Consider the following 25,955-nt stretch of genomic DNA (forward strand, 5'->3'; position numbering starts at 1 on the left):
GCTCGCCCTTTTGGAAATTCAATGGAGCCGAAGACCGGATTTGAACCGGTGACCTACTGATTACGAATCAGTAGTAGCTCTTTGCCAATCAGTTGCGCGGACCGCAATCCGGCAACGGCTGAAAACTCATTCACCTATTCAGTGAAATTGACTGAGATTGAATTTACTCCAGAAAGCGGAGTGCAAGTCAACAAAAAGAAAGTACGGCCCTGTGGGAATCTAGGAAGTAATCAAAATCCCGTCGTCGACGAAATCCAGAACATACCCGCCGCGCGCGCCAGTTTAGGCTTTTCCTGCCGCACTGGAGGCTTCTTCGGAGCCGGAGCTGCCACAGGTTCATCCGGCACAACCCTTCTCGCATGACGCCGCTGCGCAGCGATCGAGATCTGGATGTAATGCTTCTGCGTATCCTCGTCGATATGCCCGGCGCGGGCCAATAGCACATGAATCGGGGTGCCACCCTCCGCGAGCCGCGTCAGCCCCGTATGTCTGAACCCGTTCGGCTTAAAGAACTTCGGACCGGCCACATCTCTCACTTCCTGGAATCGCTTTTCAAGTCCCCACTCCGACATGGGCTTCTTCGGGTTATAGCTGCCATCCATTTCACGAAACGGAAAAAGGTGATCCTGCGGACCCTTGGCGCCGAGCTCCTGTGCCCGCTCGATCAATCGCTCAAGCGCCCAGATCGTCCGCTCCTCAAGCAACGCGATCGTCCGCTTGCGATGCTTGTTCTTCGCCAGCGCGCGCCGCACCATGATGATGCCATCGTCCGGAGTGCAATCGCCGATCTTCAAGCCACGCATCTCGCCTTTGGCGCACGTCGAGTCAAACGCCAGCAGGCTGTACCAGTAAATGAAATGAAATTCAGCTTTGCCTTCCGCAACGCGGAGCCAGTGCTCCTGCTGCTCCGCAGAGAGCGCCTTCTCGATGTCGAGATCTTCTTTCTGCACCCGGATCAACTCAGCGTCCTGCTCTTCCTTCCACACGCCGGCGTCGCGCAATACCCTCAGCAGCAGGTCCACCTCTTTGCGAATACAGTTCGCGCCAGCACGCTTCGCCCAGTGCGCAACCTCCCGGTCGCAGGCCGCCCGAGCGTTCTGATAGATGCTGATCTGCTCAGGATCAATGTCGCGTAGCCGCATCCAGGCAAAATACTTGTTCAGCGCTTTCTTGCCGCAGATGTAATCCTTCTTCGTCTTCTGCGAGATGTACTTGACCTTGATGACGGCCGCGACTTCTGGAATTGTTCGTCGATCCAGCCATATCTCGATCGCTTCAGAAAAAATCAAATCCCCGGTGAGTTTGTAGGAGCCCATCCCATATGCCCTGACAGCGCCATCGCGGGTGGAAGCGTCAGCCCCGTGTGCCTGGCCTGGAAATCGAACAATTTTCGTCACCGCAAATCGAACCTCGAATGGATTAGAGACGAGCCCCGACTTACTTTATATGTCTAAATCAGTTGCGATTCAACACGTTTCGACACGATCGGACACAAACGTTATAGGAATTTACGGAAAGTGTCGGTTCGAGATATAATCCCCCGCATGGCAAAAGCCAAGACCCCACCACCAAAACAGCCAGGCGTCACGGTTCACAGTAAGCTTTCACCCGAGATCGTCGAGCAGCTCGACAAGATCGCGGCCAGCAACAGCATCACTCGGGCTGCAGCGATAGCCATTGCAGTGTCGCGTCTCATCAAGACAGGTATCTAAAGTTTCGGTGAGGTGAATCTATAGCGCGAATTCTAGCCTCAAGTAACGATTCGCGCATGCCACGTTACGGCCATTGACAACAGGGCATTCTTAGTGCGCAAACGTATCCCATTGCATATCTGATAGATATACAAACCGCGCTTTACGATGAATCATGGCCCCGAAGAGGCAACGGGCGATCCGCCTGAGTGACGTCCAGGAAGCGCAGCTCGCGAAGCTATCCGAAAAACTGCAGGTCGACGAAACCAACGTCATCCGCATCGCGATCAGCCGCCTCGCCGAACAGGAAGGCATTAAAGTTACGCAGAAGCGCCAGTGACTTGTTCCTGCCGCTTGATCAATAGATCCGGATACCGCGCCATCAACTCTTCAATCTTTCGGCCGCCCTGGCCGTAGTTGTTCCCAGGAAACGAAGCCCAGCGCGAGCTGCACGCGGCGATCGCCGCCGTCACCTGGCCAGCTTCGATCAGCCGGATCGCGCGGCATTCAGTAATTAGCTGGATGGCGAGTTTGTCCTGCGACGCAGGCCCGAAGTCCGGCAGCTCCAGTTGCGCCTTGTACGCAGGCCAGTACTTCAGCATCTGCTGGTAACGCCCCGCAGCGTCCGACAAGATCGGCGGCGGCGGCTCCATACGAATCAGCTTAGGCTTGCGGCCGCCGGCAAACGGATGGTCTGCGTAGTCCGTGAAGATCTCCGGTGCCCCGTCGGCTCCGGTCACAATCACGTCGTAACCATCGTTGCGCGTAAGCGGGTGCGTGCTGGTCCCCTCGCTCCACGCGATGAGATCGAGAAACGCTGTCAATTGCGGTGAAGGCATAGTCTCCTCAAGAAAAAACGGCCCCCGATCCCATCGAGGGCCAAGTTGCCTTGATTCTCTCCTGTTGCGAGAGCTTATTCAGCCGTTGCGGCCTAAACCTACTTACCCCTACATGCGATCGAGGCATTCGCTGTCATAACAGCCTCTCGCACCTTGCGCACAGCTGCAGTTTTATCTGCAGATTCAGGGCAACATTCGTTGATGGTTTCTGCGAAAACCTTGCCGGCGCTGCGCAGCTTTGCGTAGCGTTCCAGGTCATCACCTTCCGGCGCGTGATAACTGAACCAGTTATCGAGCTGATCTTGCGTCATTGACTTCCAGCTTTCTCCGGCTATTCCGCCGGTGTGAAATTAACTTCTTAGAGCCTCAATGCATGGCCTGCTCAATCCAGTAGGTAGCTTCCCCGGCATGTGCAGCAAAAGTGCTCAGGGTTTGAATATCCATCCAGCTCCGTTTCAGCCAGCACAGCTTCCCGGCGCACGGCGGAGGGTCCATAATCAGCGACCACTTCTTATCCGTCACCTGCGCCATGTGCGCGAAGCTTCCCGTAACGCTCGCGGTGTTGTGTACCATGGCCGCAAGCTCTGGATTCTGCGCCGCCGCATGCAGCTCGTTTAGAAACGCCGTCGCGGAGTCTTCCGTTGTACCCAGCTTCTGCGCCGTCCCACCGATCTGCGCAACTGCCGGTGCAACCGAGTCCACAGCATCTTTCGCCGACGCTAGCAACGGCCCCACGCCGGCGAGCTGCGCATTCGCCGTCCGCAAGGTGGCCTGCAGCTGCCCAGATGCTGCACCGAGGCTCGCGAGCGTATCCTGCGCCTGCTTTCCGATCGCGTTGACCTGTTGCGTCTGCGTCTTCGAGGCGGCCGCCCAATCCTTCGTAGCGTTATCCAGATTGATGGCCGTCGCGTTCAGCTTCGATTCCAGGCCTTCGGCGCGCGTCAGCACTCCGTCCACATGACGAACGATCGGCCTCGCCGCCAGCACTTCATACCCGGCCGCCGCAAACGCAAAGGCCCCGGCAAGCGCCAGGGCAATGCGAGCGACAGTTAGAGTTCGGTCGAGCATCAGGCCGCTTTAACAGCCGTGGTTTCTGCAGCCGCGGTATTCGAAACGCTCTCCAGCATGGCTTCAATCGCAGAGACAATACCCTGCGCTTTCGAGAGGCTCGCCGGATTCGAGATATGCGCCTCCGAGGCAATCGTCTTCAGGTTGGTAACGATGGCGCTTGCAAAATTGGGGATGCTACTGAAAGCACCCTGCTTCGCAAAAGCCTGCACCGTGCCAAGGTCGCCCACCACTTCGGTGGCGATCGGGTTGACGATCGCCGCGGCCACAGGGTCGACCAGGGCGAAGACAGCTTCCGCTTCCGGCGCCACCTGGTTGATGGTTGCAATGATCGCAGGGCCTTCGCTTTCGACCTTCTTGAATGCCTTGCCGATCCAGTTCTTGACGTCATCGAAGATAGTTACGATTGGATTTGCCACGTGTTGCTCCTTTACTTGGGTTGCGCCGGTTCTGCCGGCTGGTAAGGGTTTGGGGGAGGGTCTGGTTCGACATGCCGGCGCGCAGGGATTGCCGACTGCAGCGTCTCGCGTAGCCACGTCCACCACTCCTGTGCGGATTTCGGAAAGGCCTTCGGCATCGCGCTCACCGCGCTCACAAATAGCGCGCCCGCAGCGACCTCAATCTCCGGGGCGTACTTGGCAAAGAACATAGCGATCACGGTTTCACCCGTTCCTTGCGGAGGTTCGCATTCTCCTGCTGAAGCTCGGCGATGCGAGCGCGCAGCTCCGTGATCAGCTCGGCCGCTTCGTGCAGCTCACGCAATAACCGCGCATCGCGATGGACAATCTGCTCTTCGGTTTTGTGAATGTCATCTAGTGCTGGTTCTTCCATAACTGCCTCCTAGAAGCGGTGATTCGCGAGCCACTGCAAAAATGCCCAGACACCGGAGATCGAGAGAAACTCGATAACGAGCTTCAAATAGTCGAAATGGCGCTTATGCTTGGCGGAGTTTTCCTCGGCTATTTTCTTGCGAATGTCGGCTTCGATGCTTTCGCGGTTCTTCTGCTCCAGCAGCCCCTGGATCTCGTCCCAGCGATCTTTGTCTTCGCGACGAGCTCGCTCAAAGTAGCCCTGCTTCTTGCCGCTCCCGTTCGCGTAGACTTCGTCTTTCCATTCGGAGATGTTCTTGACGTCTTTCCTCACCTCCGCCAGCCGCGAGTCAAACGGTTTCAGCTGTTTCGCAACCTCTTCCACGATGCTCTCCTGCAGAAACTCAGGATCGACATTCATCCCGCTATCAACCTTTCTTCGATCCTGAGTCTGTTATCGACGCGCTACCTTCAAATCCTGCCGCCTGCAATGCAGCGACGAGTGCCGGTCTTCGTAGTCCGGCACTGAGCTTTCGTTAAGCCGGATCCATTCACTCGCCGGCGGACCAAAGCTGCGAGACCGCCCAAGCCGCCACAGGTGATACCCGCTTGAGCAGAAAGACAAGCCGTTCTTATGAAGGACTGGCGTCTCCACCGGCTTGGCATGGAAAGGCCAGATAAATAGAAAGGCGATCAGATAGAGCATGTACTCTCCTTAAAAATCGGGCCGGTGAAACGAGTGTCGAGCTTTGCCCCACTGGCCCAGCTGCATTAGTTGCTTTGGTTCCCCCGCATTGCAGCGAGAGCTTGATCAAGGCTGTGAGCAATTGACAACAACCGTGAAACTTGCGCTGGCTACGGTGACTGCGGCATCGACCGTAGTGCCTGTAAGCGTGGTGCCTGATAGCGGCGAACTCAGGCCGTGCAGCGAAGTGTTGGCTTGCTCATTCGCGCTGCACAGCGGGATAGTCGCGAAGGTTCCAGACGGCCATGCCAGAGTGAAGATCGCACCCGTCGTCACTGTGCCGCCCGAGAACGTGACCTGACACCTACTGGCCGTGCACGGCGCAACCGCCGTCGCCGTAGCTCCGCTCGTGGCCGTCACCGTCGCATAGTTATGCGGCTGCGTAGTGCCGTTCGGCTGTGCCTGCGTTTGTGGCGATCCGACTGTGGGCGAGAACGGCGTCTCCCAAGTACGGAAGAAAGTCAGCGCCGGGCTGACGTTGTTGGTGGTGTTGTACGGCGGCGTCGTGGCTGTGCCGTTGGTAAAAACGCCAGCATTAAGATGGCAATCGACGCCGGTACCCGGCGTGCAATCGTTGAGCTGTACGTTTACGGCATTGACGTTTCCCAAGGCGTTGAGTTGGGCGATCATCCCTGCGCTCCAGGCTGTCGGTACAACAGAGTCGCCGGTTTCTGTCCAGGACTGAATGGGGATCGTTGAGAGACCTGTGTAGTTGAGATATGGGTCGAAGGGCGCGAGACTCGCGATGGTCCCCGAGTACGGCACTTCGACAAGGTCATTCTGGTTGTAACTCGTCCCCGAGTTATAAGCTCCGCGATTTTTGAAATGCGTGCTTTCCCAGCCCAGCGAAAGGCCATTTGCGCCTGCGCCGAGACAGTTCCAATCCACCGGCGAACTGAGAGGCGAATTGTTCTGATTCCCACCCACTAGCGACTGGCACCACGTACCATAAGCGTTCTGGATATTAGCCTGAAAATTCGAGTAGCTTCCATACGGAGCAGCGCCACTCAGATTCCACGCACCGGTCAGATTCCATGCCGGAGAGAAGACAGCGATAGCCGCTCCGCCAGGGTGAAGAATCTCATCCTGCACGACATCTCCAGCGCCCATCGACATACCCATGCGGAAGAGCTGATTCGCGTTAGGGAGATATTGCCGAATCAGTCCGACCAGATTGTTTCGGTACTTGTTGCCGGTGAGCGAAAACCAGTCAGTAGAAGTCGGTGAGCAGTAGATGTTTGTCCCCGCCGAGCAACCGTTGATCGTGGTGTTATAGCCCGCTCCACTATCGCCAGTGATCGAGGCTACGATCATGCCAGCGTAGTTGTTGTTCGGTCCTCCATCGCTAAAGAAGTTCGGGTAGAGCGGGCTGCCCGGACCATTGAGCTGGTTCGTGTTGGCGTTAGCATGAAATATCTCCGCGATCGGATTGCCTGTCGGTGGGCCATAGTAGTAAGGAATCCAGACGTTCGCCGGGTAGGTGCGCGAGTACGCTCCATCATCGCCGACGATGAAAGAGACATACCCAGGTGTCGGCATGAGGCCGTCTGTAGGGCCGTCCAGCCGTCCCTGCGAGACATAGACTCCAGTGACAATCGTGTTGACCGAGGCGTCGCTGATGTAGATTCCGGTGATGTTCGCAAGGCTCGCGGGGGTAATGGCTGTTTCATGCACAACTGGCCGCGACGTATACGCTACGCCGAAAGCGGGGATACCTTCTTCTTGCAGAATGCTTACTGTATCGGGTATCCATCCGCCCCAGGCATACTCATTTCCCGAGGCATCCAAACCTCCGGCTCCGGTGCCGATGTAATCCAAGAAAAATGATCCAGTTGTGTAGCTCGGAATCCCACCCGTATTGCCGTACTCGTTAAGAACTGTTCCACCAAATTGGGTGGTGTTCATATAGGTCTGAGAGACGTTCGACGCTATGAATCCATAGCTTCCGCTTCCACCGCTGTTCGATATGGCAACTTTAAGAAGATTCGTATCTGGCGTAGTCGTGTTGCTGCCGATGCAGGTATGCACCACGATTCGCGTGGGCAGCGTCGGATCGAGCGGCTGCAGAAACGGAATATAGGCCGTGCCGGCCGTACCAGCCGTAGTCGCTCCCACACCCGTGCACGTTCCCACCACGGTACCGCCGGTGTTCTCATAACTCACCGTGTAGTTGCTCAGGTTTGTCGAGGTGCCACCCTGCGATGTGATGTTCGTCGTCGTCAGCGCCGGATAATAAAACCCGTTCAACGCTGGCATCTGATAGCCTACGCGCGGCGCGGCGCTGTAGTTGATTGCCAGGTTCGAGTAGTTCGCCGCCGTCTGCGAGATGCCGTTCGCCGCCGGCGTGCTCGCCGATGCAGGGCACGTCCCGTTGAAGTAGAGAAAGCCATTGCAGCTTCCCCCCGCAAACAGCGCCACAACATCCCCGTAGGCCGCCGCGCTGTTAGTCGTCCCGCTGCCCGTGCCCTTCACGATTCCCTGCGCCAGGTTGAGGTTGCTGAGGCAAGGCCCATTGCTCCCATTCGTATACCAGCAGTTCGAGCCGGATCCGCCATTCGCCGCGGCTACGCCCGTTGCCGTCAACGCACCAAGAAAGATCGGGTTCATCAGCGGAGCCTGCGTCAGCGTGCTGTCCATCGCCACACGCGCCAGGCTCCCCGCGCCGCCCGTCCAGCTCGTCGCCCGCACCCGCAGATACGTCGAGCCGCTCGTCGCCACCGTCCACGTGCCATTCGTCGTCTCGGTCGCCACCGCCGTCCAGGTCACCGTGTTCAGGTTCGAGTAGTTCGCATTCGGCGCGCTGGTTACCGCCGTCTCCAGCGTCCCTGTCCACGTTCCCGTTACCGTCACCGAAACCCACTGCGTCGCCGGCGGCAGCTGGTAGTAAACGCAGTTCGCCGCGCCGCACGGCACGCCCATCGCCACGATGTTGCCAAACGTGGTCGTGTTCTGTGCCTTCAGTGAACCGGCCAGCGCGCACAACAGCGCGACGGCGCAAAGCAACCGCTTGATCATTCGCTTTTCCTTTTAGGGATAACTACACCGTTTTAGGGATTAACTAACTCGATGCCGGGGTGAGATACTTCCAGCGCTGATTGGAGAAGCTATGAAGATCCGCCGCGACTACCAGATACCGTGTCCCGCCTGCCACGCCCGCACCGGCCGTCCCTGCCAGGGCAAGCAAGGCGAACGGCTCCACGGAGTCCACTTCCAGCGCACCACCGCCCTCCGCGCACAAAGCCTCGCCGCCTTCAAATCCCTCTACGCACCGCTAACGGCGCGCACGACCATCGCTGGCCGATAACACATTCTTGGGATGGGCATGGCGAGTTATCCAGTGAGATACTTGCCGGACCCTCGGAGGAATGGAATGAAACGATTGCTTTCAATTACCTTGTTGTTATGCGCCAGCCAGTGCTCCTTTAGCCAAACACCAGCGCCAGCTCCTGCCCCAGCCGCCCAGCCGCCCGCAATGGCGAATTACTCAATCATGCTGGTAAATCCCACCGGCGGCGGAGTCGTAATCATGCACGACCCGCAAAACATGCTTGCGCTCGTGGATGTCAGCAAGGTTCAAACCGCACTCAACATGGGCTATGCTCCCGTTCGCGCCGCCGAGCTTGTCGAACTTATTGACACTTTCAAGGCAGAGATTGCTAGGCTCTCTAATGAAAACAGTCAACTGAAAGCCGTCCAGGACAAGCAGGCATCATCTGCGACTCTCTCTGAATTGAAAGACCAAGCCAATATTCAAGCTCACCAGCGGTCACAAATCGCAGATGATAAAGCAGCTCATCGACAGCAAGTGCTTGCGATGTGGGGCCTCGCGATGATAGGTATGAGCCGCCAGCAGCCTTATCAATTGCCGATGCCCGTCAATCCCAATGCGGGACGGCTAAAAACCAACTGTACAACTCAATACATTGGGACAATGGCATACACTAACTGCAACTAAGGACCAAATCTAAACTAAATAGCTTTCTCTACCCGAAAACCACGAGGCACGCGACAAATAAACCGCCGGTCAGCAAGAGGCGTCCGAAGCTCTCTTTGGGCCAACTCTTGGTTTCCCGCACCTCATAGAAAGCCACGAGACCTGATCCGATGAATAAGAACAGCGCTAGGACAATAAAGAAAATAGCGATCATTGGCAACCTCGCGAGAGAGAGTGTACCACATTCATTTTTGCCCGCTTGCGTCCTGCTGAGCCCGCGCAACATTGAAACGCGCCTTATCGCGTAGATAATAATCGGGAAAGAAACCGGGGCGTGTGGCTTCAGCCTCGCTCTTCAGCCTGTTAAACTCCGCATCTTCGGGTGATTGAGTCCCTCCGCCAACTACTATTGCTGGTACCACTTGATTCGCTCCTTCCGCAGCCATCGGCCCAGCGGCCTCGGCCTCTTTTCCCATTGAGTAGATTGTCCGTGCAATTGCCATTTGGAAAGTCGGACTAGCAAGAACCTCCGGTGCGATTAAGCCGCTAAAACCGCCAAGAAGTGCTCCCATCCCGCCACCCGCCGCGTGGCCGGCGGCTGCCCCCGATACAGTCCCCACCAACGCTCCCGTAGGCCTGGCAAATCGTCCGAATGTACGCTGCAATGTATTAGCGTTCAGATCTACTTCACTGGCGCGCTGAGCCACCGGTATCAGGTCGTGCATCGTCGCATCGATCGGTGCGATCTCCGGCACGGCAGAGTGAATACTGTCGCTCATCGAGCCATACATGCCGCGAACCATTCCTCGCAATGGATCTGCGGATGCTTTCCCAGTCCATGGCTTGTCCGCTGAATAATTGCCTACGCCTTCCCTTAGATTGAGCGCCTCAGGCGTCTCTACCCATGGCGGAATCGGCCTTCCCGCCGGTCGAGGTGGCTGTACACCGATCGGCCATCCATCGCGAGGCTCGCCCTGGGTTCGAATCTGCTCCGCTAGAGGGTTCATGCGGTCTATCTGCGGTATGGCGTTACGCAGAGCCTGCTCCTGCATCGCATCGGACGCGACCTGCCGCGCTGGCCCAAAATTAACGGGACCTGGATTAGCGTGCGCTAGGAGCCCGCGCTCCAATTGGAGGTCTTCTAAGCGCTGCTGGGCCTCCGCAGCTATCGTCGAAGGTTTGTATCCCCTCGTTTGCTCTAAGGCAGCTTCACCAGGACTCGCATCAAAGGCGCGATCCACGTTGCGTACCCCCAGAGCCGACTCTGCAATCCCTTCTCCGGCACCACGCAAACCACCACCAACCCCCTGAAGCGCAGCATCGACCGCAGGCCCGCCCCACGCACGCATCCCCGCGCCGCTTACACGGCCACCCTCATACATCCCCAGCAGATTCCCAATCAGGTTCTCCGCAGCAAGAGCATGTCCGCCCTGTTGCCTATCCCAGAGATATTGCTCAACCATCGGTCCAACCACGTCCTCCCCGACAGACGCAGGCCCTTCGGTTGCGTAATCGGAGGCAAACTTTGCCGTTCCTTTCAGCGTATCGATTGGGTGCACAACAGGCTGCGCTGCCGCCTTGATCGCCTGACCGCCAATCTGCCTTGCGCCGCCAACAACTCCTTGATCCACGCCGCTGCCAACCGGATTAGTCAGTCGGTCCCAATATTGCCCAAAGCCCGATTGATCCTTAACGCCGAGTTGCGCGCGCAAGTCCTTCTCGTACTGCTCGCCAGGCGCCAGCCCGTTCGCGTCGGCATTCGTGTCGAACTTATAGCCCGCAGCAATCGCATGCGGCACCTGACCGTATGGAATGTCGAGACGATGCCCCGCCGTATCCCACATGTTGTAGGTGCCCTGGGCGCCCTTGTTCGAGAGGTCGATCGAGCCGCCGCCATTCGAAACGGGGTTGCCATTGTCGTCCAAATACACTTTGGCAGGCGCAGCGCCTGCCTGCGCCCCTCCAATAGGGTTCCCGTTCGCGTCAAGATACGTTGGCATTATTGCACCGCCCACCCATGGCCATCCCAAACGCCCTTAGCGCCGTTTGGAAACGTCTTGACCGTACCTACCGTTGGTTGAGCGCTACCAGCTGCGGGTCGCGCCGACGCGGGTTGTGCTGCTGCAGGCTGCGCATCGCCATACATACGCTGCAGAATCGGGTTGTTACCAATCCGCGAAACCTTCTGCGAATTCACCGCGCCCCTGATTCCTTCGATCCCTCCCGCCCTCTGGTCCGGGCTCTGACTGAGCTTCAGCAGGTTGAGCGCCTGCAGTCGAGAGGTATCGCTGCCCTGGCCACCGCCCATCACCTTGGAGTAATCGTCGGCAACTCCGAGCGCCAGCGACGCAGCTTTTGCGATCGGTCCGTCACCAGTCGCCACCCTCTCCCAATCCGCAATGCTATTAAGCGCGGGGAAGTGGCCGCCCGGCAGATCCTTCGCCGCGGCCGCGAGCTGGTCGAGCGTTCCACCTCTGTCGGTAAGCGACTTCGCAGATCCAAAGAAAGCCACATTCGCCGGCGATTTCGCCACCTGGAAATCGGCATCTGCGCGCTGCGCGTTGTACTGACCATTGCTCAGCTGATGCGCGGTCGCCAATGTATTCGCAATGAAGTCCGGCGTCGCCCCGCGCGCCTTCAGCTCCGATAGCGTCGCATCTCCATTGATCAAAAGCTGCGCCGCTGCATTCGGATCGCCCTGCGAAAGAGCTTGGCGCTGCCGCGCGAGCGCCAACTCTCCAGGCATCCGCGCATTCTCTTCGGCTGCGGCCTTTGCCCCGGCCTGCTTCACTTCACCAGCCTGGATCTGCGCCGCGCCGGGTGCCGTGCCCATCGCAACCGAAGCCGACGTCGGCGCATACAACGGGCTGTTCGGGTCGGTCTGCCCCTTGAGCCGTGCAGCCTCCGTCTGCGACGAAAGAGTCCGCGCATCCGCCTGCTGCTGCGCAGCCATAAGCTCCCGCTGTTTTGGCGAGTTTTGAATCGTCGTGTCGATCAGCTGCTTGAGCGCAGCAGGGTTATCAATCTGCGCGCGGATATGGTTCAGTTGCGGCGACTGCGGCAGGGTATCGAGTAGGCTATGCGCCAGCGTCGGATCATAGCCCGCGGCTTTCACTGCCGAGGCCGCAGAGCCAAGCATATCGGCCTGCTCGGTCTGCAACTTCGTTACCGAGCTCTGCAGGTCGACGCGGCTCTTGTGGAAGTCGACAATCCCCTTCATCACTTCCGGCGTCTGGTAAGCCGCAGGGCCCTGCGCCAATCCTTGCGCAAGCTTAGTCTCGTCGATGGTAGGGTTGCCGTTCTCGTCCTTTGTGATCGCCCCGCTATACGCGGCATTCAGAGCCTGCCGCGCCGCGATGTTCTGCTGCCCTATCTGCACCTGCTGCTGCGCTTCCTGCCGTTGCAGCGGCGCTAACGCCGCGCGCTGCGCCTGTTCCTGCTGCGCATTCTTGATACCCATCAGCTGCGCCATCGTAGCGAGCGGGCTGGGCCCCGGCTCGATCGGCCGCGGCTGTGGCAATTCAGGCATGCGAATTAATGGAGGACTTGACATTGTTTACCCCGCGTAGTTCAGTTCGTCCTGGCCACTTCCACCCACGCCGCCAGCGCCGTTGTAATTCGCATTGCCGTTCATCATGGCGTAAAGCATCCCCAGTTGACTGACATTGTTTCCGATCCCGTTGAATGCTCCGCCCCACGTGTTGGCGCTGTTCAAATAACCCGTAGCAGTGGCACTCGCGGCATTCATGTTGTCCTGACCAATCGCTGCTCCGGTATTGCCCAGCGTCTGCGCCACCTGACCCGCCGACTGCATCCCCGCGGCGCCGAGCTTCTGCGCGCTGGTCTGGCCCATTCCAGCCATCGCCGCCAGCCGGTTAAACTGGTTCGCCTGATTGTTCGCCCAGGTGTTGTAGTTCGTGTTGTAGCTCTGCAGCGCCTGGTTGTAGACATTGTTGTAGTTCGTGTTGGCCAGCCCCTGCCCAAACTGCTGCTCCGCATTCAGCGTGCCGCCCGTCAGCAGCGAGCCATTCGCCGCAGCGCTGGCCTGCACTGCGTTCTCACCCTGATTCAGCGCAAACTGATAGCCAGGCGTCTGCGCTGCCTGCGCGGCCGTGGGCGCTGTGAACTGGCCGCCAGGATACTGCTGCAGGAGCGATCCGAACGCCCCAAGATTCGTATTCGGAGTCCCGGTGAGACCTTGCACTCCGGGGATGGAAACTGACCCGTTAATGCCAGGAATGCTGAGCGTCTGTCCGCTCGACGCGCTTCCCGCTCCGGTTCCCGTCCCGCCTGGTATAGCGTTAGGAGAACCCTGTCCCAGCAGATAATTCAGCGTCGCAAGATTGTTCGCGCCGCTCTGCAAAAAGGGCTGCTCGTTCGCGCGATCTTGCTGATACTGGTAATTTTCGTATCCAAGCGACTCCTGCCCCAGATCCCCCTGCAGCTGCTCGGCCTGCTGTGCGGCATTCGCCTGCGTCTCCGCAGCTTTGTCGGCAGCACTCGACTCCATCGCCGCGCTGCCCAGGCTTCCGAGCGCTCCAACGCCTGCCATGATTCCGCCCGTTACCGACATCAGGAACCGCCTTTCAGAAGCTTCACAAACGTCAAGTCAGAGAGTTCCCATCCCAGCGCCCTCAGAAACTCCGAGTGATCTTCATGCACCTTGCAGCTGGTGATCGCTTTCACGACTCCGCGCCGGCGCAACTCACGCTCGCTGGCCAGGAAGAGCTTCGCGCCGGTTCCCCGTCGGCACTCCGGCAGCACGAAGTACATATCCGTCAACCCCATCGGCCCCGAAGACGCGTAGTGCAGGTGAGGCATCAGAAACCAGAGATAGTACCCAACCAGTCTCCCATCCTCGCGCGCCGTCAAAATCAGCAGGATGCCAAGGCGGTCGAGATTGGCGTACTTTTCTTCGTCGATCGACAGCTGGATCTCGTCCTGATGCAGCGCAAGCTCCCGCCAGTGCTCCGGGAAAACGAGCTTGCTGTCGGGATAGAACTCAGCCCAGCGCTCGACCTGAATCGCGATCAATGCGACTCCCGAATGAGATCGGCAACCGTATTGAGATCCACGGCTTTCTCCAGCGGGATGTTTAGATCCAGCAGAAGCTGCACGAGCTCTAAAGAATCGAGACCTAAAGCGTCTACAGGCGTCTCCTCTGTCACGCTCGGATCGACTTCCGTCTGAATCTTTTCAAGAGTTGTCATCAATACCCAATCACATGGAAGTAGCAAGCGGCCGGCGACGTCACCGTATTGCTGCTCGAGTACACCACTGTCGGCGCCGTCAGGCTCGCCGTCTCGATAAAGCACGCATAGATGTTGTTCGACGATCCACCAGGATTAGCGGCGCACGTCGACGGGCCGCCGCTATCGCACTGCGTGGGACTGAAGACGGCCGTAATGCTCGCCAGATTCGTGAAGGCATGCGGCCACGTCATCGAGAAGCTGCCGCCATCCTGGCCGCCAAAGGTAGGCGTCGTTCCCCACTCCTCATAGCTGCCATCCGTGTTCGCGCGGTAGCAGTTTCCACCGCTGCATTGCACGCTGTTTGAGCCGCTGCCGCTCGTCCCTACCGTCACCCAGTTCGTGCCGTTATAGAGCGCAATCAGGCCCGTGGTCGCTCCAAGGCCATTCGCCATCACCGGTGGATTGATCAGGTTCGCCGGCCATGAAACCGTGTAAGTGCTCGATGTCGGCGGCAGCCCCGGCGTCCCCGTGCTCGGCACACCGATCTGGATATACGAAGCGCTCGATGTCGTAAACCAATAGTTCTCCGCGCCCGTCCCCGTGCCGATATAGAACTTGTACCCCGTCACTCCCGCACCCACAGGGCAGTTCCACGTGATCGAGTTCGTCGCTCCGGAGCCCGTGGTTTCGCTCGCCTCCGAGCTGGGCAACGATTCCTGCGTTCCTGTGAGCCAGGTGCATTTCGCGTAGTAGGTCGTGGTGCCCGGCAGGTTTCCGCCCGTCGTCAGCGTCGAAAAAGTAGGCGCAGAGCCAGGCCCTGAAGCGCTCGACGATCCCTGCGTCAGCACAATCGAAATCAGCTGCCCTGAAACACCACCCGAGATCGAGCTCGACGTCACATTGCCCGAGAGCGTCATCGCAAACGAGCTGAAGTTCTGCGTCGAAAAGATGGGCGTGGCAGTGAAGGGGATGGTATCGAGATTGCCCGTCAGCGGCGTAGTGCTCGTCACCGAAGAGTTCGCCACCACTTGCCAGTTCGTGCCGTTGTAGACCGCCGTTGCGCCCGTACACGAGCTCGCGCCGGCCGAGACAGTTGGCGCGTTCAGCAGGTTCGTCGGCCACACGAAGGTATTGCCGCCCGTGCCGTTTTGGCATATATCCAGCGTCACGATCTGCCCCATCACGCCTCCGGTCAGCGTGCTCGAGGCCACATTCCCCGTCAGCGTGATGGCAAAATTCGAATAGCTCGCCGCAGGAAAGATCGGCGTCGCGCTATAAGGCACCGTGTCGAAGTTTCCGTAAACAACCTGCGGCGTATAGGACTCGACGTACCAGAATCCCCCGTTGCCATAAGCATTCACAATCGTGCACGAGTTAAGAATTGGGTTGATCGGCGGCGCGTTCAGCAGATTCGTCGGCCATGCAAAGGTAAAGCCGGTTGTGATGCCACCTATCGTCTGCCCCGTTCCATTCTGGCAAATATTCCAGGTCAGCTCCTGCCCGTTCAATCCTCCCGTGATCGTCGACGATGTCACGTTATTCGTCAGCGTCATCGTGAAATAGCCGTAGGACCCGGCATTAAACACAGGCGTCGAGCTGAACGTCATCGCATCCAGACCGCTGGCCAGGCTGGTAAATGAACCGGTTGAGGGAGTGGTCTGACCTACCGGGGATGAATCGATTGTGCTGTCCGTGATCGCCGTGCCTGTAATTGTGCCGCCGCTGATCGCCGCTCCGGTGATCGTGCCGCCCGTCCACGTACCTCCGGAGATCACCACATTGTTAAAGACATTCCCCGGCACCTCATCGACCGTCCATTGCAGCGCGCCGCTCGCGCAATTTATGCCCCCATTGCTCCAGATAGCGAACTTGTAGTTCACCGGCCCCAGCCAGATGTTCGCGCTCCCCGAGGCGTCGAGAATTACCGGATTCGCATTCGGCGTGTTTCCAGTCGAATCGGTATACGTCGCCTCCTGCGTCGACGTCCCGCCGAGATACGTGAATACGCATCCGCCAGCCAGCGGTACGCCGTTCTGGTCGCTAAACGTCACATGCGGGCTCTTCCACGGCGACACCGCCACCTGCGCCATTGCGCTCGCACAGCACAGCGACAGCACAAACCAAACCAGCTTCTTCAATTTCCTGTCCCTTTCTGCAATGCAGCTACCTGCGCCTGTAATGTCGCTACCTGACTCTGCAGCTCAGTGATCGCAGACTGCCACTGTGCCAGCGCTTGCTGCGCGCCGCCTGTCAGCATCCCCGTCTTCGGATCCGTATATGCCATCGCCGCAAATACGGGCTTCGCAGAAGTCGACATCAGGTCATCTTTCCGTACTGCTTCGCGAGCCGCTCCGTCGGCACATCAAAGCCCGGCGTCGCCCGCAGATCCGCATCGATAATCTGCCAGGGCATCGGGTCGCTCACCACCAGCTCATACACGCGATCGCGGGCCCGGCCCATCCTTAGCCATCGCACGCGCGTGTTGTAGTTGCCACCCTGGCCCACATCTGCCCAGTGCTCATTGCCCCAGGTGCGGCCGCCGTCGTTTGACCAGCGCAACATCGCCTGAGGCCCGCGCGGATTCCCCGCTCCATCCACCAGCGGCGGTATCGGCCCGTCGCCCGCATCCATCACCACTTCGAGTTCGTGAAAGGTGATCCACTGGCGCTCGCTCGATACATGCGGCGCGCGCCTCGACCTTCGCAACGGCGTCCCGTTGTCATCAAGGTAAGCAATGTCCATCACGTAGATGTTGCCGCTGTTCCAGTCGCCCACCAGGTGCATGTTGAATGCCCAGCAATGGCAGGTCGACAGATGCGCCTTGTACCCGGTATAGCCCTCTTGCGACCAGTAGCCGCGCTCATGCCACATCTGCGTCGCCGTGTCGTACACCCAGGTCGCGCCAAAGCCATTGTTGGCACTCGGGAAGCGCAGCACCCAGAACGTATGCCCCTGGTCCCGGTAGCTGTAACCGATCGCATCGCTGCATTTCTTCGGATACTTCGCCCAGGCCGTTTCTTCCGCAAAAGTCGAGATTCGCGTCGGCGTGTATCCATTCGCCCGCCAGGCTATGCCCGCGCCGTTCGCGTTGCCGCCAATCCAGAAGGGCGCGTTGTCCAGCACCGCCAGCGAATTCGGCGCGTTGATCCCTTCTTCCATAAATCCCACGCCGCCGGCGCCGATCACATCAAAAGGTGTGATGGCATTCGCGCCGCTGTTGTAATACACCTGCGCGTGGCCGTCGACGCCATAGATCCAGAGCTGCCGGTAAGCCACTTCCATCCCGCCGATATTCTCCGGGAAGACTTCCACCTGTTGCACCGACAGCGGATTCCAGCTCGTCCCATCCTCGAGCGCCGACACCTGGAACTTGTTGGTGTTCGCCAGCGTCACCGCAAAGTAGCCATCGCAGAACCGCACCTTCGAGGCAAAGCCCTGCAGGCCGCCCATCGTACCCGAAAGCGTGTTCGGCGCAAGGCCGATGCTTCCAGTAGGCTGCAGCGCGCTCAGGTTGTAGATGTAGATCTGCCCCGCCGAGCAGATGCAGAGCTGGTTGCCCGCGCTCCCGTTCGTCGCCATCGAGACGGGCAGAAAGTCATTGCCCACCGGGCCGATCGCCGTCGCCACCCCGGCAGCCGAGACTTGATAGAGCACCCCGCCGCCCACCCAGAAAGATGTTCCACCTGCAGGCCCCGCTGTCACCGCCAGGCATCCGCGCACAGGCCCGGTCGGCAGCGTCACCAGCAGCTTCAGCCCCGGCGTGCGGTAGAGCGCCATCTGCGACTGCCCCTGCCCGCTCTCGATCACCTCCGGATACCAGTTCATGCACCGCTGGCTATCCGCAATGATCGACTGCGAGGTATACGTAGGCCCCACAAACCCGAAGCGCGCCATCTATCCGCGCATCCCTGTAAGGAAGTTAAAGTCAGGGCGCCCGGTTCCCGCAGTCCCCGGCATCCCGCTCGCCGTATCGATCCGAGGCGGCGGGTCGTTGTTCTCAAAGATCGTCTTCACCGCCGCCGCCTGCCGAGCTGCCAGTACCGGAGAGGGCTGCTTCTCAAAACTCGGACATAGCGCAAGCGCAAGCGTTGCCACCAGCGCTTCCCAATAGCCCTGCACCAGACCCAGCTGCGTCTGCAGGGTCAACGCCTGGGCCAGCGAGCTCCACTGCTCCAGCCGCACGACGCCGTTCGTATTGCAGATCGGGAAGAAGTTCAAATTCCCGTTCGGCGACGCCGGCTCATAGTAGCAGTCGGTAATGATGCTCGAGGTCAGCGACTTCAGCGGGTTTGCCGCCCACCAATCCTTGTCTCTCATCTGCACCGGCAGATCAACAGGATTCGTCGAGCCAGGATTCAGCACAAAGCTCGCCGAGGCCACGCGTACCGGCCGGTAGTTGGCGGCAGGTCCAGTATCAAAATCACCGGTGGGGCCGATGGTATGCGGGCCATGGTTCGCGGTCAGGTTATATAGATCGAAGCTGACTGCGTAGATCATCCCGCGCTTCGCATTCCACTGATCAATGATCCGCTGCAGCACTTCCAGGCCCCATAGAGCCTCCGCCGGGTTCACGGCCTCGCCAGGCGAGAACGCGCCAATCTCGTAGGCCGCCGACTGGATCAAGTCAGCGGCCCGCGCCGTTACAGCGGATCCATTGAACGTGACGGCCATTTACTTGGCTTCACCCGTTGCAACAAACTCAGCGAGCTGCTTGAGAAAGCCCCTGCGGTCCTTCGCCGCCATCGCCTTCACATACTCGGCGGCATCCTCCGGCGTTTCCGACTTATAGCCGCGCGACCGCAGGAATCTCTGCGCTGCCGCAGGATCAAACTCCGTTTCGGTTTGCGGCTGACCGCTCTTTCTCGCAATGTCCGCCGCGATCACCTCGGCGTAAAGATCATCCATCGGGTCTGGCGGCGCAAGCTGAATATAAGGTTCATTCTTCCAGCCTTCTGCCAGCTTCTGCTCATGCTCGCTCTTGCTCTTGCACACATGCGTGCGATGGTCGGCCGACTTCACCTCGCGGTGCACTACCTCATGGTTCACGTTGCGGTGCTCTTCCACGTAGAAAGGCGCATTGGGGTGCTTATAGATCACCCGCGGATACTCCTGATGCGGAATCTGCTTCACCGGCAAGCCTTGCGCATATCCCTGAGGCTTGCTCAGATCAAGAACCTTCATCCCCCCCAACTTCTCGTCGTCAATTGCTGTGGGTGCCATTTTTCAATCTCCTTCAAAGCGCAAGGCGGTCACACGGCACCGCCCTGCTTTTCGTTGTGGTTTCTTGTTGTGCGCAGCCGTTAGTACAGGTACCCGTAAGCCCCAGACACGCTGTTAAACGCAGTAGGCGCAGTGAAATTGGGCAGCGTCCCAAACGTCCCGGCCGACGCGGATTTGAAAGTAAGAATGTTGTCATCCTTCCCTGTCGTCACCGTATCGATCGTCGCGGTTGTCCCGTTGCTCATCAGGCACGCGTAGTACTGCGACGGGCCCACCGCGTAGTAAGGCGAAGTAAACGCCGTTGCCTGCCACGCATTCCCGCTGCCCACCGTAGTGCCGGCAAGAGCGCTGTTGGCCAGCAGATTGCCGCCCGAGTCGTACAATGCCACAATCCACTTGTCCGTGCCGCCCGTGGTACCGATGTGCGGCGCGTAGCCCGTCAGCAGCCTGCTATACGGCATCCTCACTTCCGTGCAATAGAGTTCCGCCGCTACCGCCGTCGAGTTAGTCCCGATCACAGCCGCATTCGACACCGCCCCAATCGTCGGAGCTTCCAGCCGATAGAAGGTGCCGCGCGTGGTCTGCGAGGTGTCTCCGTTCACATACTGGCCGCCCTGGCAGTCAGTGATGATGCCCGAGCTGAACTGGATGATCGGTAGATATATCTCTTGCGTTCGCGAACAGCTTCCTTGGCGTGCATTTTGCTGCAGGCTGCCGCCACTCCAATAAGCCACCGCGGGCGCCGGGATCACAAACACTAGCGCGCCCGAAGCATGCGACGCTGCAGACGTTGATCCTACCCCCCGCGCCACAGTGATGAAGGTTCCATTCACTGATTCAACCTGCATCAGCTCACGGTCGACATAGAGGTAAGTGGATGCATTCGATGTGGCAAGTCCCGCCACATTCCCCGTATTCGGCATCGGGCCGCTCACCCCAGTGGCCGAGGCCAGCGAGATAACGCCCATGTTGCCAGTCGTCAGCGCCGATGAAACCGTATTACCGACGGCCGACGAGAGCGTGGTAGTAAGCAAGATGGTCTGGGCGTTGCCGATGCTCGCCAAAACCACCAGGAAAGACAGTACTGCTGCAAATCGTTTCACTGTAGTCTCCATGGTTGGCTATTTGTTGGTTCTCACCCCGGCCATTACTGGCCGAGGCGAGAGAGCAAAGGTTTAAGCTCCAGCGATAGCGATACAGAGTTCGGGGTAGTTATTCCCGAATCCATAGGCCATGTCGTAGCGGTTGGTCATCTTGTAGTTGTATTGATCCCACGCACGCACAAACGCGATTCTGGCGCCAGTGTCAGGATCGACAGCCTGCTCAGCCCGTTCCACCGCCTCGGGGTTCTCATACTTTCCATAAGCGATCGAGAAGGCATAAGGGGACATTGCCAGCGAAATCGTGCCGGTCAGACCAGAAGGGGTTGTCGTGCCCGGCCAAAAGGTAAATGCCGCCGCGTTTGCGGGCAGCGCATCCACATTCTGATATTGCGAGCCAGGTCCAAAGATTGCCGGCGAAATCGGAATGACGTCATTTCCGCCCGTCAGCACCCACGGAGCGCCTCCCGCATAGACAAATTGCTTGAGCCCCAGCGAGGTCCTGATACGAGTCCGTGGGTTGACAGCATTAACAGCAGCAATGCTGAATTTGTCGCCCGGATTGATCGTCTGCCCAGCCGACCCTGTCACCGTCAATGCGGCGCCGGACTGTCCAGCGCCCACCACAGTCACGCCACCCGTCGGCGCAGTGCCGCAGGTATGCGAAACCAGCGAGTTCGAGCGATACCACTCAAATCCAGCAGCTGTACCCATCACGCCCTTGCGGAACATACGGCTGATTTCCGGCGCAGGATTGAACTGCGTTACATTGTTCTTTACGTAGCTGCGCATCAGACTGGGCGTCATGCAGAGATGCCTGGTGCCTTCCGCGGGGCAAGCCAACGTGAAGAGGGTCTGATCGGCTGCCAGCGCGAAATCGATGGTTGTCGAATCCGTACCCAGCGTGCCTACCACGTTGTTAGTCCATGTAGCCGCCCAGTTCGCTGCATCCGAGTCCACCTGCTGAGCCAGCTGGGCACCGGCGGGGCGCAGAAACTTCTCCTCAATTTCCTTTTCGCTGCGATTCAGCTTCAACATGCGTTCCAATTGATCCCAGCCGAAATGTATGCCTTTCGTCTGGTCAATCGTCAGCGTGGTCATCATGTTGTTGATGCCTTGCTCCTGGTAGGCCAAGCCACTCGTTACCAGCCAGCTCTGAGGAAGTGGAATCTGGATAGACGATCCAACCGGAAATCCCTTTTCAAAGTCCTCCTGCCAACCGTTGTTAAACATCGACGCGATCTCGCAAGAGTTCTTCAAAAACCAAAGAACTTTCATCGAGATCCAATTAGTTGTTGCAAAATTGTTTGCCACCTAGATTCCTCCGGGGCCTTATCTGCGCGAGGCCAGAGCGCGCCGGGTCATTTCCGCGTCGAAATCACGAAAATTCCCCGCTTTCGCGGCCGAAATCAGAGCATCCTCTCCAGGCGCTCCTCGCCCTCCTACCTCAGTGGGAGGCTTCGGCGCACGCGGTTTCTGTTCTGCAGGAGTAGCTTTGCCATCGCCTTCAGGCTTCGTCGCCGTCTTCCCCTTGCCGAGCTCCTTCGCGATCTCCTGCTCAGCCAGCAGGGCCACGCGCAGAGCTTTTCCGGGGTTGTTGCGGCAGGCGTCCAGAAAATCGGCCTTTGAGGCCTCTGTGCCGCCTATCACGTAGAGAAGGTCAGCCAGCACAGGCGATTGATCCAGCACCGAAATCACTTCGCGAGAGATATCGGGCTTCATCAGCTCGGTAAAGAGCGGCTTCGCCACCGAATCGTAATCCGCATAGCGTCCCCGCGCCTCTTCCAGCCTGCCCTGCAAAGCTTCCGACACCTGTTTCGCCTGTTGCTCGCGTTCACGAGCCGCCAGCTTCTGCTCGACCCTCCAGTCGGTCACCGCCTCCTGGAATTCCTCATAGTTCCCATACAACGGCTTGCCATCGGCGCCCTTGTCTTCGAACTTGGGTTTGGGTCGCGTTTCCAGCGCCGGTTGCCGCTCGTTCTGCCGTGCGGTCGACGACTCCGCTTTCGTCTCTTTCTCCCCACTGGGAGCTTTCGGCTTGCGAGCTTCTTCCAGCTCACGCTGCAGCCTGGCAACTTCTGCCTTGTGGTCATCGGTCAGCTTCTTAAAGCGTTCCTCGACCGTAGGCCTGCGAGTTTTCTCCTGCCTATTCTTGGCCGCCGAGTCAGCCACATCATCGGTTTTCGTCTCTTTCGACGCGTCAGCGGATGCCGGCTCCGCCCCTTCCGGCTTGTCTTCTTTGCTGGGTTCAGCTTTGTTCGTGACAACGGGGTTTCCGTCATCATCCCAGCCATCAAACTGCGTAAACTTCGGTGCTTCCACCGCGGCTGACGGGGCCGCGACTGCCGTCTCTTCTGCCATGTTGTTTTCCTTGGGCTCTTACGCCGAGCAGGCGAGAACTTCCTTCATTGCCTGAAGCTTGGTTGCTGGGGTGGGAGTTGAACCCACTACGCCTTTCGGGTTATGAGCCCGACGAGCCACCGTTGCTCGATCCCAGCGATAACTTTCTATTGCGCTAGCGGCGCTTGAGCCGGCTGTTGCTGCGCCTGGGCAGCCGCGGCCTGCTGTGCCTGCTGCTGCTGCGCCATTGCGGCTTGCTGCTGCTGGCTCTGCATCGCCAGATCATGGGCCTGGCTATGCCACTGCGCCATCATGTCTTCGAAGGCCTTCATCCGCTCCATCAGGTTCTGCGCCTTCGTGGAGATCTCGGCAACCAGCACCTTCGTCTCCTGCTCCTTATCGGCCAGCGCCATCTTGCCCTGGAACTCCGTGACCTTGCCCAGCTTCTCGAGCTTCAGTTGCTGGATCTCCGCCATCGCCATCTGCAGCTGCGATTGCGCCTGCATCACCATCGCCCGAGCCTGCGGCGGAATATCCTGCTGATTCGGCGGCGCCAACAAATCGGCAATTTCATCGCCATAGGTGCCCACATTCTTCAACCGGATCGCGATCGCAATGATCTGCTGCATCAGCTGCGGAGCCAAACCCATCGACGGCAGCGTCTGCAGCAGCGTGTCCACAAACTCGGAGACCTCATCCCGCTGCGACATGTCGCTCGGCCCATCCGAGATCGCCACCTCAAACTCTCCGCGATGCGCAAAGAAGAGATCAGCTTCCGGCAGATGCTGCGAATCCGCAGCTTCGGTAGGCATCTGCCCCTCTTCGCCCTCCTGCCGCTGCGGCGCAATGCGCAGCGTCTTGTCTTCGCCTTTCTGGTCGCGCCCCAGCACCTGCTTGGGCAGCGAATCGAGCTCCGCCAGGCGCGTGATCAGCTCATTGATCTGGATGCCAGTGTTCGTCAGCGCCCGCACAAAGTTATCCGTAAAGTGAAAGCTGCCAATCGACTCCTGGCTCTGAATCTTCGTCAGCGCAATCCCCGACTTCTCATTCTGCCGCTGCGCCGAAGTAGGCAAAGGCATCACGCCCATCGACGCCTGTATCGACCGGCGCCAACGCTCATACGCAATCTCATACGCCTGAGCGTTGGGGATAAACGGTTGCCGCGCGGGCATCGGCGGCGGCCCGAATTGCTGCACATTCCAATCTTCCGGAGGGAACCACTCCAGGTACGCCGTAGGCTGCTTATTAGCAAGCTTCCACTGCTGCGAATCCACGGATCCCTTGACAACCAGATACGGAGCCCGCGGGGCCATCCCGAATTCCTCAGCCTCCTGCGAAGCAATGTACGCCAGCATCTGCTGCGATCCCCGCGCCCGCCGCACCAGCGACAGAAACACTCGCTTCGATGTCCCACCCGCGCGCTTGTACTTCTCCAGGCCAAAGCATCCGATAATCGGGATCCACGAACCGATCCACTCATTCGTCTCCAGGATCTCGAGGCCATTCGTGATGCGCTGCGTCACCGTGTAATGCTTGACGCCGTCTTTGTCGACGTGCTCTTCGCGCTTCCACCACTCAGCGACGGTGATGTTATCGCCGTCGAGCCACCCCGGAGCTTTCTCGCTATCCGATCCTTCGAAGCTGCGCTTCTGCGCCTTCGGGTAGCGCTTGGCAAACGTCGTCTGCCGCATCGTGTCCGTCACGAAGTACACATTCGAATCGCTGAAGTCTGACTCGCGCGCATCGGGATCTGGCAGCACCGTCGCCCAGTTCGGAATACGCCGGATCCGCGGTTCCTGTTCGCCATTCGGACCCGTTACTACCAGGTGCACGCGCCAGTAGCCAAATCCGCACTCCACGCAGCTCTCAAACGCCGTCGCATAGATCGACTGCGCTTTCGACGCATACTCGATCCCCTGGATATACGCCTGGCGGTGCTCCGCGTCGACGTCCTTCGCTTCTTCACTGCGCGGCGAAACCTTGATCGCTCGCTTGGTCTGCCGCAGATTGTTGTTCGTCTGGTTTACGTATTGCGAGATCTCGTCGGGCCAGAGGCAAGGCCGGCCCGCACGATCGTTGCGAAAGTCCTCCGGCGGAATACACAGGACGCAATCCATGTCCTTCTCCGCCTCTTCGTAATTCTCCTGCCAGTACGACTTGGCGTAAGTGAAGTCCTTGCGCACTTCCACTAGTAGTGCTTCATCGCTGCCTGGCTTCGAGTCCGCTGCCGCGTCCTTCACCTCGTCGGCCATCAGTTCACCCTTCTAGCTGCAGCGTTGCTCGTAAATGAATTGCCGAAGATCTTCGCAGGCATCATCGCCAGCCTGCATTCCGCGCACCACAGCGTTCCAGCCTCGGTCCCGCGTCCCCATCCGGCTTTCTTGGCATTGCCCATCGCATCCGCGATAGTCTGGCCAGCGTGCTCTTCCCCCTTGCCGCAACGGCCGCAGGTGTGCACCGCAATCACTTCCTCAATCGGCGCGTCGGCTGGGCGCTTCCCTGGCATTCCCCTCGGCCGGATCATCCGCTCCGCTCTCGCCGCGATCCGCGCCTCACACGCATCGAGCGACGGCACCGGAAACGACAGCCGCGGTCGCATCGCTTCGTACATCTCGCGTCGCCGCGGCCCTTCGCACTCGTTCAACATCTCGCAGAAGAAGTCGGCCCGCTCCGCAGGATACGGATATCCATTCACCAGATCCGCCATCGCCTGCACTAGCGCCGGATCGTCCAGCCCAGGCAGCCCCATCACCATGAGCTCGTTCTCGAGTTGCCGCTTCTCTTCCTGATTCACCTGACCCCCCCCTACTTGATTGCCTTCGACCGAATGTGCAAGTGAAAATGCTCGCTGATCGACGGCGCGTTGCGAAACCGATCGAACTCCTCTTGCGTAAACGGTCCAAAGGGATGCGTACCGCCTGACCGAAACCCAACATGAATCGTCTTCGTCTGCGGATCGTACCCTACCTGCGAAATCGCCGATGACTGCACCGGCGTTTTATCAATCGCCATGCCTA

At 59.0% G+C, this 25,955-nt stretch carries 30 protein-coding genes and 2 tRNA genes; 4 read left to right on the top strand and 28 right to left on the bottom strand.

Features of this window, described 5'->3' with window-relative positions; translation table 11 throughout:
* Positions 1-22 precede the first annotated feature (22 nt).
* Positions 23-113: transfer RNA gene (locus tag OHL22_RS06180), tRNA-Thr, on the bottom strand.
* A gap of 117 nt (positions 114-230) precedes the next feature.
* The gene (locus tag OHL22_RS06185; protein WP_263334405.1) at positions 231-1,397 is read right to left on the bottom strand and encodes a tyrosine-type recombinase/integrase; all 1,167 of its coding nucleotides are present in this window, start codon (positions 1,395-1,397) and stop codon (positions 231-233) included.
* A 147-nt stretch (positions 1,398-1,544) separates the two neighbouring features.
* Between OHL22_RS06185 and OHL22_RS06190 the strand changes: the two genes are divergently transcribed.
* Together OHL22_RS06190 and OHL22_RS06195 are read left to right on the top strand one after the other, a co-directional pair.
* Positions 1,545-1,712: a hypothetical protein gene (locus tag OHL22_RS06190; RefSeq protein WP_263334407.1), complete on the top strand. Its 168-nt coding sequence runs from the start codon at positions 1,545-1,547 to the stop codon at positions 1,710-1,712.
* Positions 1,713-1,866: 154 nt separating this feature from the next.
* Positions 1,867-2,031, top strand: coding sequence for a ribbon-helix-helix domain-containing protein (locus OHL22_RS06195; protein WP_263334409.1), 165 nt, complete (start codon positions 1,867-1,869; stop codon positions 2,029-2,031).
* On the opposite strand, the gene OHL22_RS06200 is transcribed toward OHL22_RS06195, so the two are convergent.
* From OHL22_RS06200 to OHL22_RS06240, 9 genes are all read right to left on the bottom strand, one after another.
* On the bottom strand, positions 2,012-2,530 hold the full coding sequence (locus OHL22_RS06200; protein ID WP_263334411.1) for a glycoside hydrolase family 24 protein: 519 nt from the start codon (positions 2,528-2,530) through the stop codon (positions 2,012-2,014). The genes OHL22_RS06195 and OHL22_RS06200 overlap by 20 nt on opposite strands.
* 98 nt (positions 2,531-2,628) lie before the next feature.
* Positions 2,629-2,841 (bottom strand): Acb2/Tad1 domain-containing protein, encoded by a 213-nt coding sequence (locus OHL22_RS06205; RefSeq protein WP_263334414.1) that lies wholly within the window; start codon positions 2,839-2,841, stop codon positions 2,629-2,631.
* Between the two features lie 55 nt (positions 2,842-2,896).
* The gene (locus OHL22_RS06210) at positions 2,897-3,598 is read right to left on the bottom strand and encodes a hypothetical protein (protein ID WP_263334417.1); all 702 of its coding nucleotides are present in this window, start codon (positions 3,596-3,598) and stop codon (positions 2,897-2,899) included.
* On the bottom strand, positions 3,598-4,017 hold the full coding sequence (locus tag OHL22_RS06215) for a hypothetical protein (RefSeq protein ID WP_263334419.1): 420 nt from the start codon (positions 4,015-4,017) through the stop codon (positions 3,598-3,600). The genes OHL22_RS06210 and OHL22_RS06215 overlap by 1 nt, the downstream gene beginning before the upstream one ends.
* 11 nt (positions 4,018-4,028) lie before the next feature.
* A complete protein-coding gene (locus OHL22_RS06220; RefSeq protein WP_263334421.1) occupies positions 4,029-4,256 on the bottom strand; it encodes a hypothetical protein in 228 nt (75 codons plus the stop codon).
* Positions 4,253-4,429, bottom strand: coding sequence for a hypothetical protein (locus OHL22_RS06225; protein ID WP_263334424.1), 177 nt, complete (start codon positions 4,427-4,429; stop codon positions 4,253-4,255). Before OHL22_RS06225 ends, OHL22_RS06220 begins: the two co-directional genes overlap by 4 nt.
* A gap of 9 nt (positions 4,430-4,438) precedes the next feature.
* A complete protein-coding gene (locus OHL22_RS06230) occupies positions 4,439-4,828 on the bottom strand; it encodes a hypothetical protein (protein ID WP_263334426.1) in 390 nt (129 codons plus the stop codon).
* A gap of 33 nt (positions 4,829-4,861) precedes the next feature.
* Positions 4,862-5,113, bottom strand: a complete 252-nt coding sequence (locus OHL22_RS06235) for a hypothetical protein (RefSeq protein WP_263334428.1) — start codon at positions 5,111-5,113, stop codon at positions 4,862-4,864.
* A gap of 105 nt (positions 5,114-5,218) precedes the next feature.
* Entirely contained in the window at positions 5,219-8,167 is a 2,949-nt protein-coding gene (locus OHL22_RS06240) for a hypothetical protein (RefSeq protein ID WP_263334430.1), read from the bottom strand.
* A 91-nt stretch (positions 8,168-8,258) separates the two neighbouring features.
* On the opposite strand from OHL22_RS06240, the gene OHL22_RS25195 reads away from it, so the two are divergent.
* Entirely contained in the window at positions 8,259-8,456 is a 198-nt protein-coding gene (locus tag OHL22_RS25195) for a zinc finger domain-containing protein (protein WP_449489626.1), read from the top strand.
* A gap of 66 nt (positions 8,457-8,522) precedes the next feature.
* Positions 8,523-9,107 (top strand): hypothetical protein, encoded by a 585-nt coding sequence (locus OHL22_RS06250; protein ID WP_263334435.1) that lies wholly within the window; start codon positions 8,523-8,525, stop codon positions 9,105-9,107.
* A 224-nt stretch (positions 9,108-9,331) separates the two neighbouring features.
* Here the strand turns inward: OHL22_RS06250 and OHL22_RS06255 are convergent, their stop codons facing one another.
* The 17 genes from OHL22_RS06255 to OHL22_RS06335 form a co-directional block, all read right to left on the bottom strand.
* Positions 9,332-11,086 (bottom strand): hypothetical protein, encoded by a 1,755-nt coding sequence (locus OHL22_RS06255; RefSeq protein ID WP_263334438.1) that lies wholly within the window; start codon positions 11,084-11,086, stop codon positions 9,332-9,334.
* A complete protein-coding gene (locus OHL22_RS06260) occupies positions 11,086-12,615 on the bottom strand; it encodes a hypothetical protein (RefSeq protein ID WP_263334441.1) in 1,530 nt (509 codons plus the stop codon). The genes OHL22_RS06255 and OHL22_RS06260 overlap by 1 nt, the downstream gene beginning before the upstream one ends.
* A gap of 27 nt (positions 12,616-12,642) precedes the next feature.
* Positions 12,643-13,659, bottom strand: a complete 1,017-nt coding sequence (locus OHL22_RS06265) for a hypothetical protein (RefSeq protein WP_263334443.1) — start codon at positions 13,657-13,659, stop codon at positions 12,643-12,645.
* Positions 13,659-14,120 (bottom strand): GNAT family N-acetyltransferase, encoded by a 462-nt coding sequence (locus OHL22_RS06270; protein ID WP_263334446.1) that lies wholly within the window; start codon positions 14,118-14,120, stop codon positions 13,659-13,661. Before OHL22_RS06270 ends, OHL22_RS06265 begins: the two co-directional genes overlap by 1 nt.
* Positions 14,117-14,296 carry a hypothetical protein gene (locus OHL22_RS06275; RefSeq protein ID WP_263334448.1) on the bottom strand — a complete coding sequence of 60 codons (180 nt, stop codon included), beginning with the start codon at positions 14,294-14,296 and terminating at the stop codon, positions 14,117-14,119. Before OHL22_RS06275 ends, OHL22_RS06270 begins: the two co-directional genes overlap by 4 nt.
* Positions 14,296-16,416, bottom strand: a complete 2,121-nt coding sequence (locus OHL22_RS06280; RefSeq protein WP_263334450.1) for a hypothetical protein — start codon at positions 16,414-16,416, stop codon at positions 14,296-14,298. Before OHL22_RS06280 ends, OHL22_RS06275 begins: the two co-directional genes overlap by 1 nt.
* Positions 16,413-16,595 carry a hypothetical protein gene (locus OHL22_RS06285; RefSeq protein ID WP_263334454.1) on the bottom strand — a complete coding sequence of 61 codons (183 nt, stop codon included), beginning with the start codon at positions 16,593-16,595 and terminating at the stop codon, positions 16,413-16,415. Before OHL22_RS06285 ends, OHL22_RS06280 begins: the two co-directional genes overlap by 4 nt.
* On the bottom strand, positions 16,595-18,172 hold the full coding sequence (locus OHL22_RS06290; RefSeq protein ID WP_263334456.1) for a hypothetical protein: 1,578 nt from the start codon (positions 18,170-18,172) through the stop codon (positions 16,595-16,597). The genes OHL22_RS06285 and OHL22_RS06290 overlap by 1 nt, the downstream gene beginning before the upstream one ends.
* Entirely contained in the window at positions 18,173-18,949 is a 777-nt protein-coding gene (locus tag OHL22_RS06295; RefSeq protein WP_263334459.1) for a hypothetical protein, read from the bottom strand. It abuts the gene before it with no gap.
* The gene (locus tag OHL22_RS06300; RefSeq protein WP_263334461.1) at positions 18,950-19,498 is read right to left on the bottom strand and encodes a hypothetical protein; all 549 of its coding nucleotides are present in this window, start codon (positions 19,496-19,498) and stop codon (positions 18,950-18,952) included.
* An 80-nt stretch (positions 19,499-19,578) separates the two neighbouring features.
* Positions 19,579-20,601, bottom strand: coding sequence for a hypothetical protein (locus OHL22_RS06305; protein WP_263334463.1), 1,023 nt, complete (start codon positions 20,599-20,601; stop codon positions 19,579-19,581).
* A 72-nt stretch (positions 20,602-20,673) separates the two neighbouring features.
* The gene (locus tag OHL22_RS06310; protein WP_263334465.1) at positions 20,674-21,912 is read right to left on the bottom strand and encodes a P22 phage major capsid protein family protein; all 1,239 of its coding nucleotides are present in this window, start codon (positions 21,910-21,912) and stop codon (positions 20,674-20,676) included.
* Positions 21,913-21,930: 18 nt separating this feature from the next.
* Positions 21,931-22,959, bottom strand: a complete 1,029-nt coding sequence (locus OHL22_RS06315) for a hypothetical protein (protein WP_263334468.1) — start codon at positions 22,957-22,959, stop codon at positions 21,931-21,933.
* Between the two features lie 59 nt (positions 22,960-23,018).
* Positions 23,019-23,097, bottom strand: a tRNA-Met gene (locus OHL22_RS06320).
* Between the two features lie 8 nt (positions 23,098-23,105).
* Entirely contained in the window at positions 23,106-25,190 is a 2,085-nt protein-coding gene (locus tag OHL22_RS06325) for a portal protein (protein ID WP_263334470.1), read from the bottom strand.
* Positions 25,190-25,732 (bottom strand): hypothetical protein, encoded by a 543-nt coding sequence (locus OHL22_RS06330; protein ID WP_263334473.1) that lies wholly within the window; start codon positions 25,730-25,732, stop codon positions 25,190-25,192. Before OHL22_RS06330 ends, OHL22_RS06325 begins: the two co-directional genes overlap by 1 nt.
* A gap of 11 nt (positions 25,733-25,743) precedes the next feature.
* Positions 25,744-25,950 carry a KTSC domain-containing protein gene (locus tag OHL22_RS06335; protein WP_263334475.1) on the bottom strand — a complete coding sequence of 69 codons (207 nt, stop codon included), beginning with the start codon at positions 25,948-25,950 and terminating at the stop codon, positions 25,744-25,746.
* Positions 25,951-25,955: the final 5 nt, after the last annotated feature.

Source organism: Acidicapsa dinghuensis (assembly GCF_025685685.1).
In the GTDB taxonomy this organism is placed as follows: Bacteria; Acidobacteriota; Terriglobia; order Terriglobales; family Acidobacteriaceae; genus Acidicapsa; species Acidicapsa dinghuensis.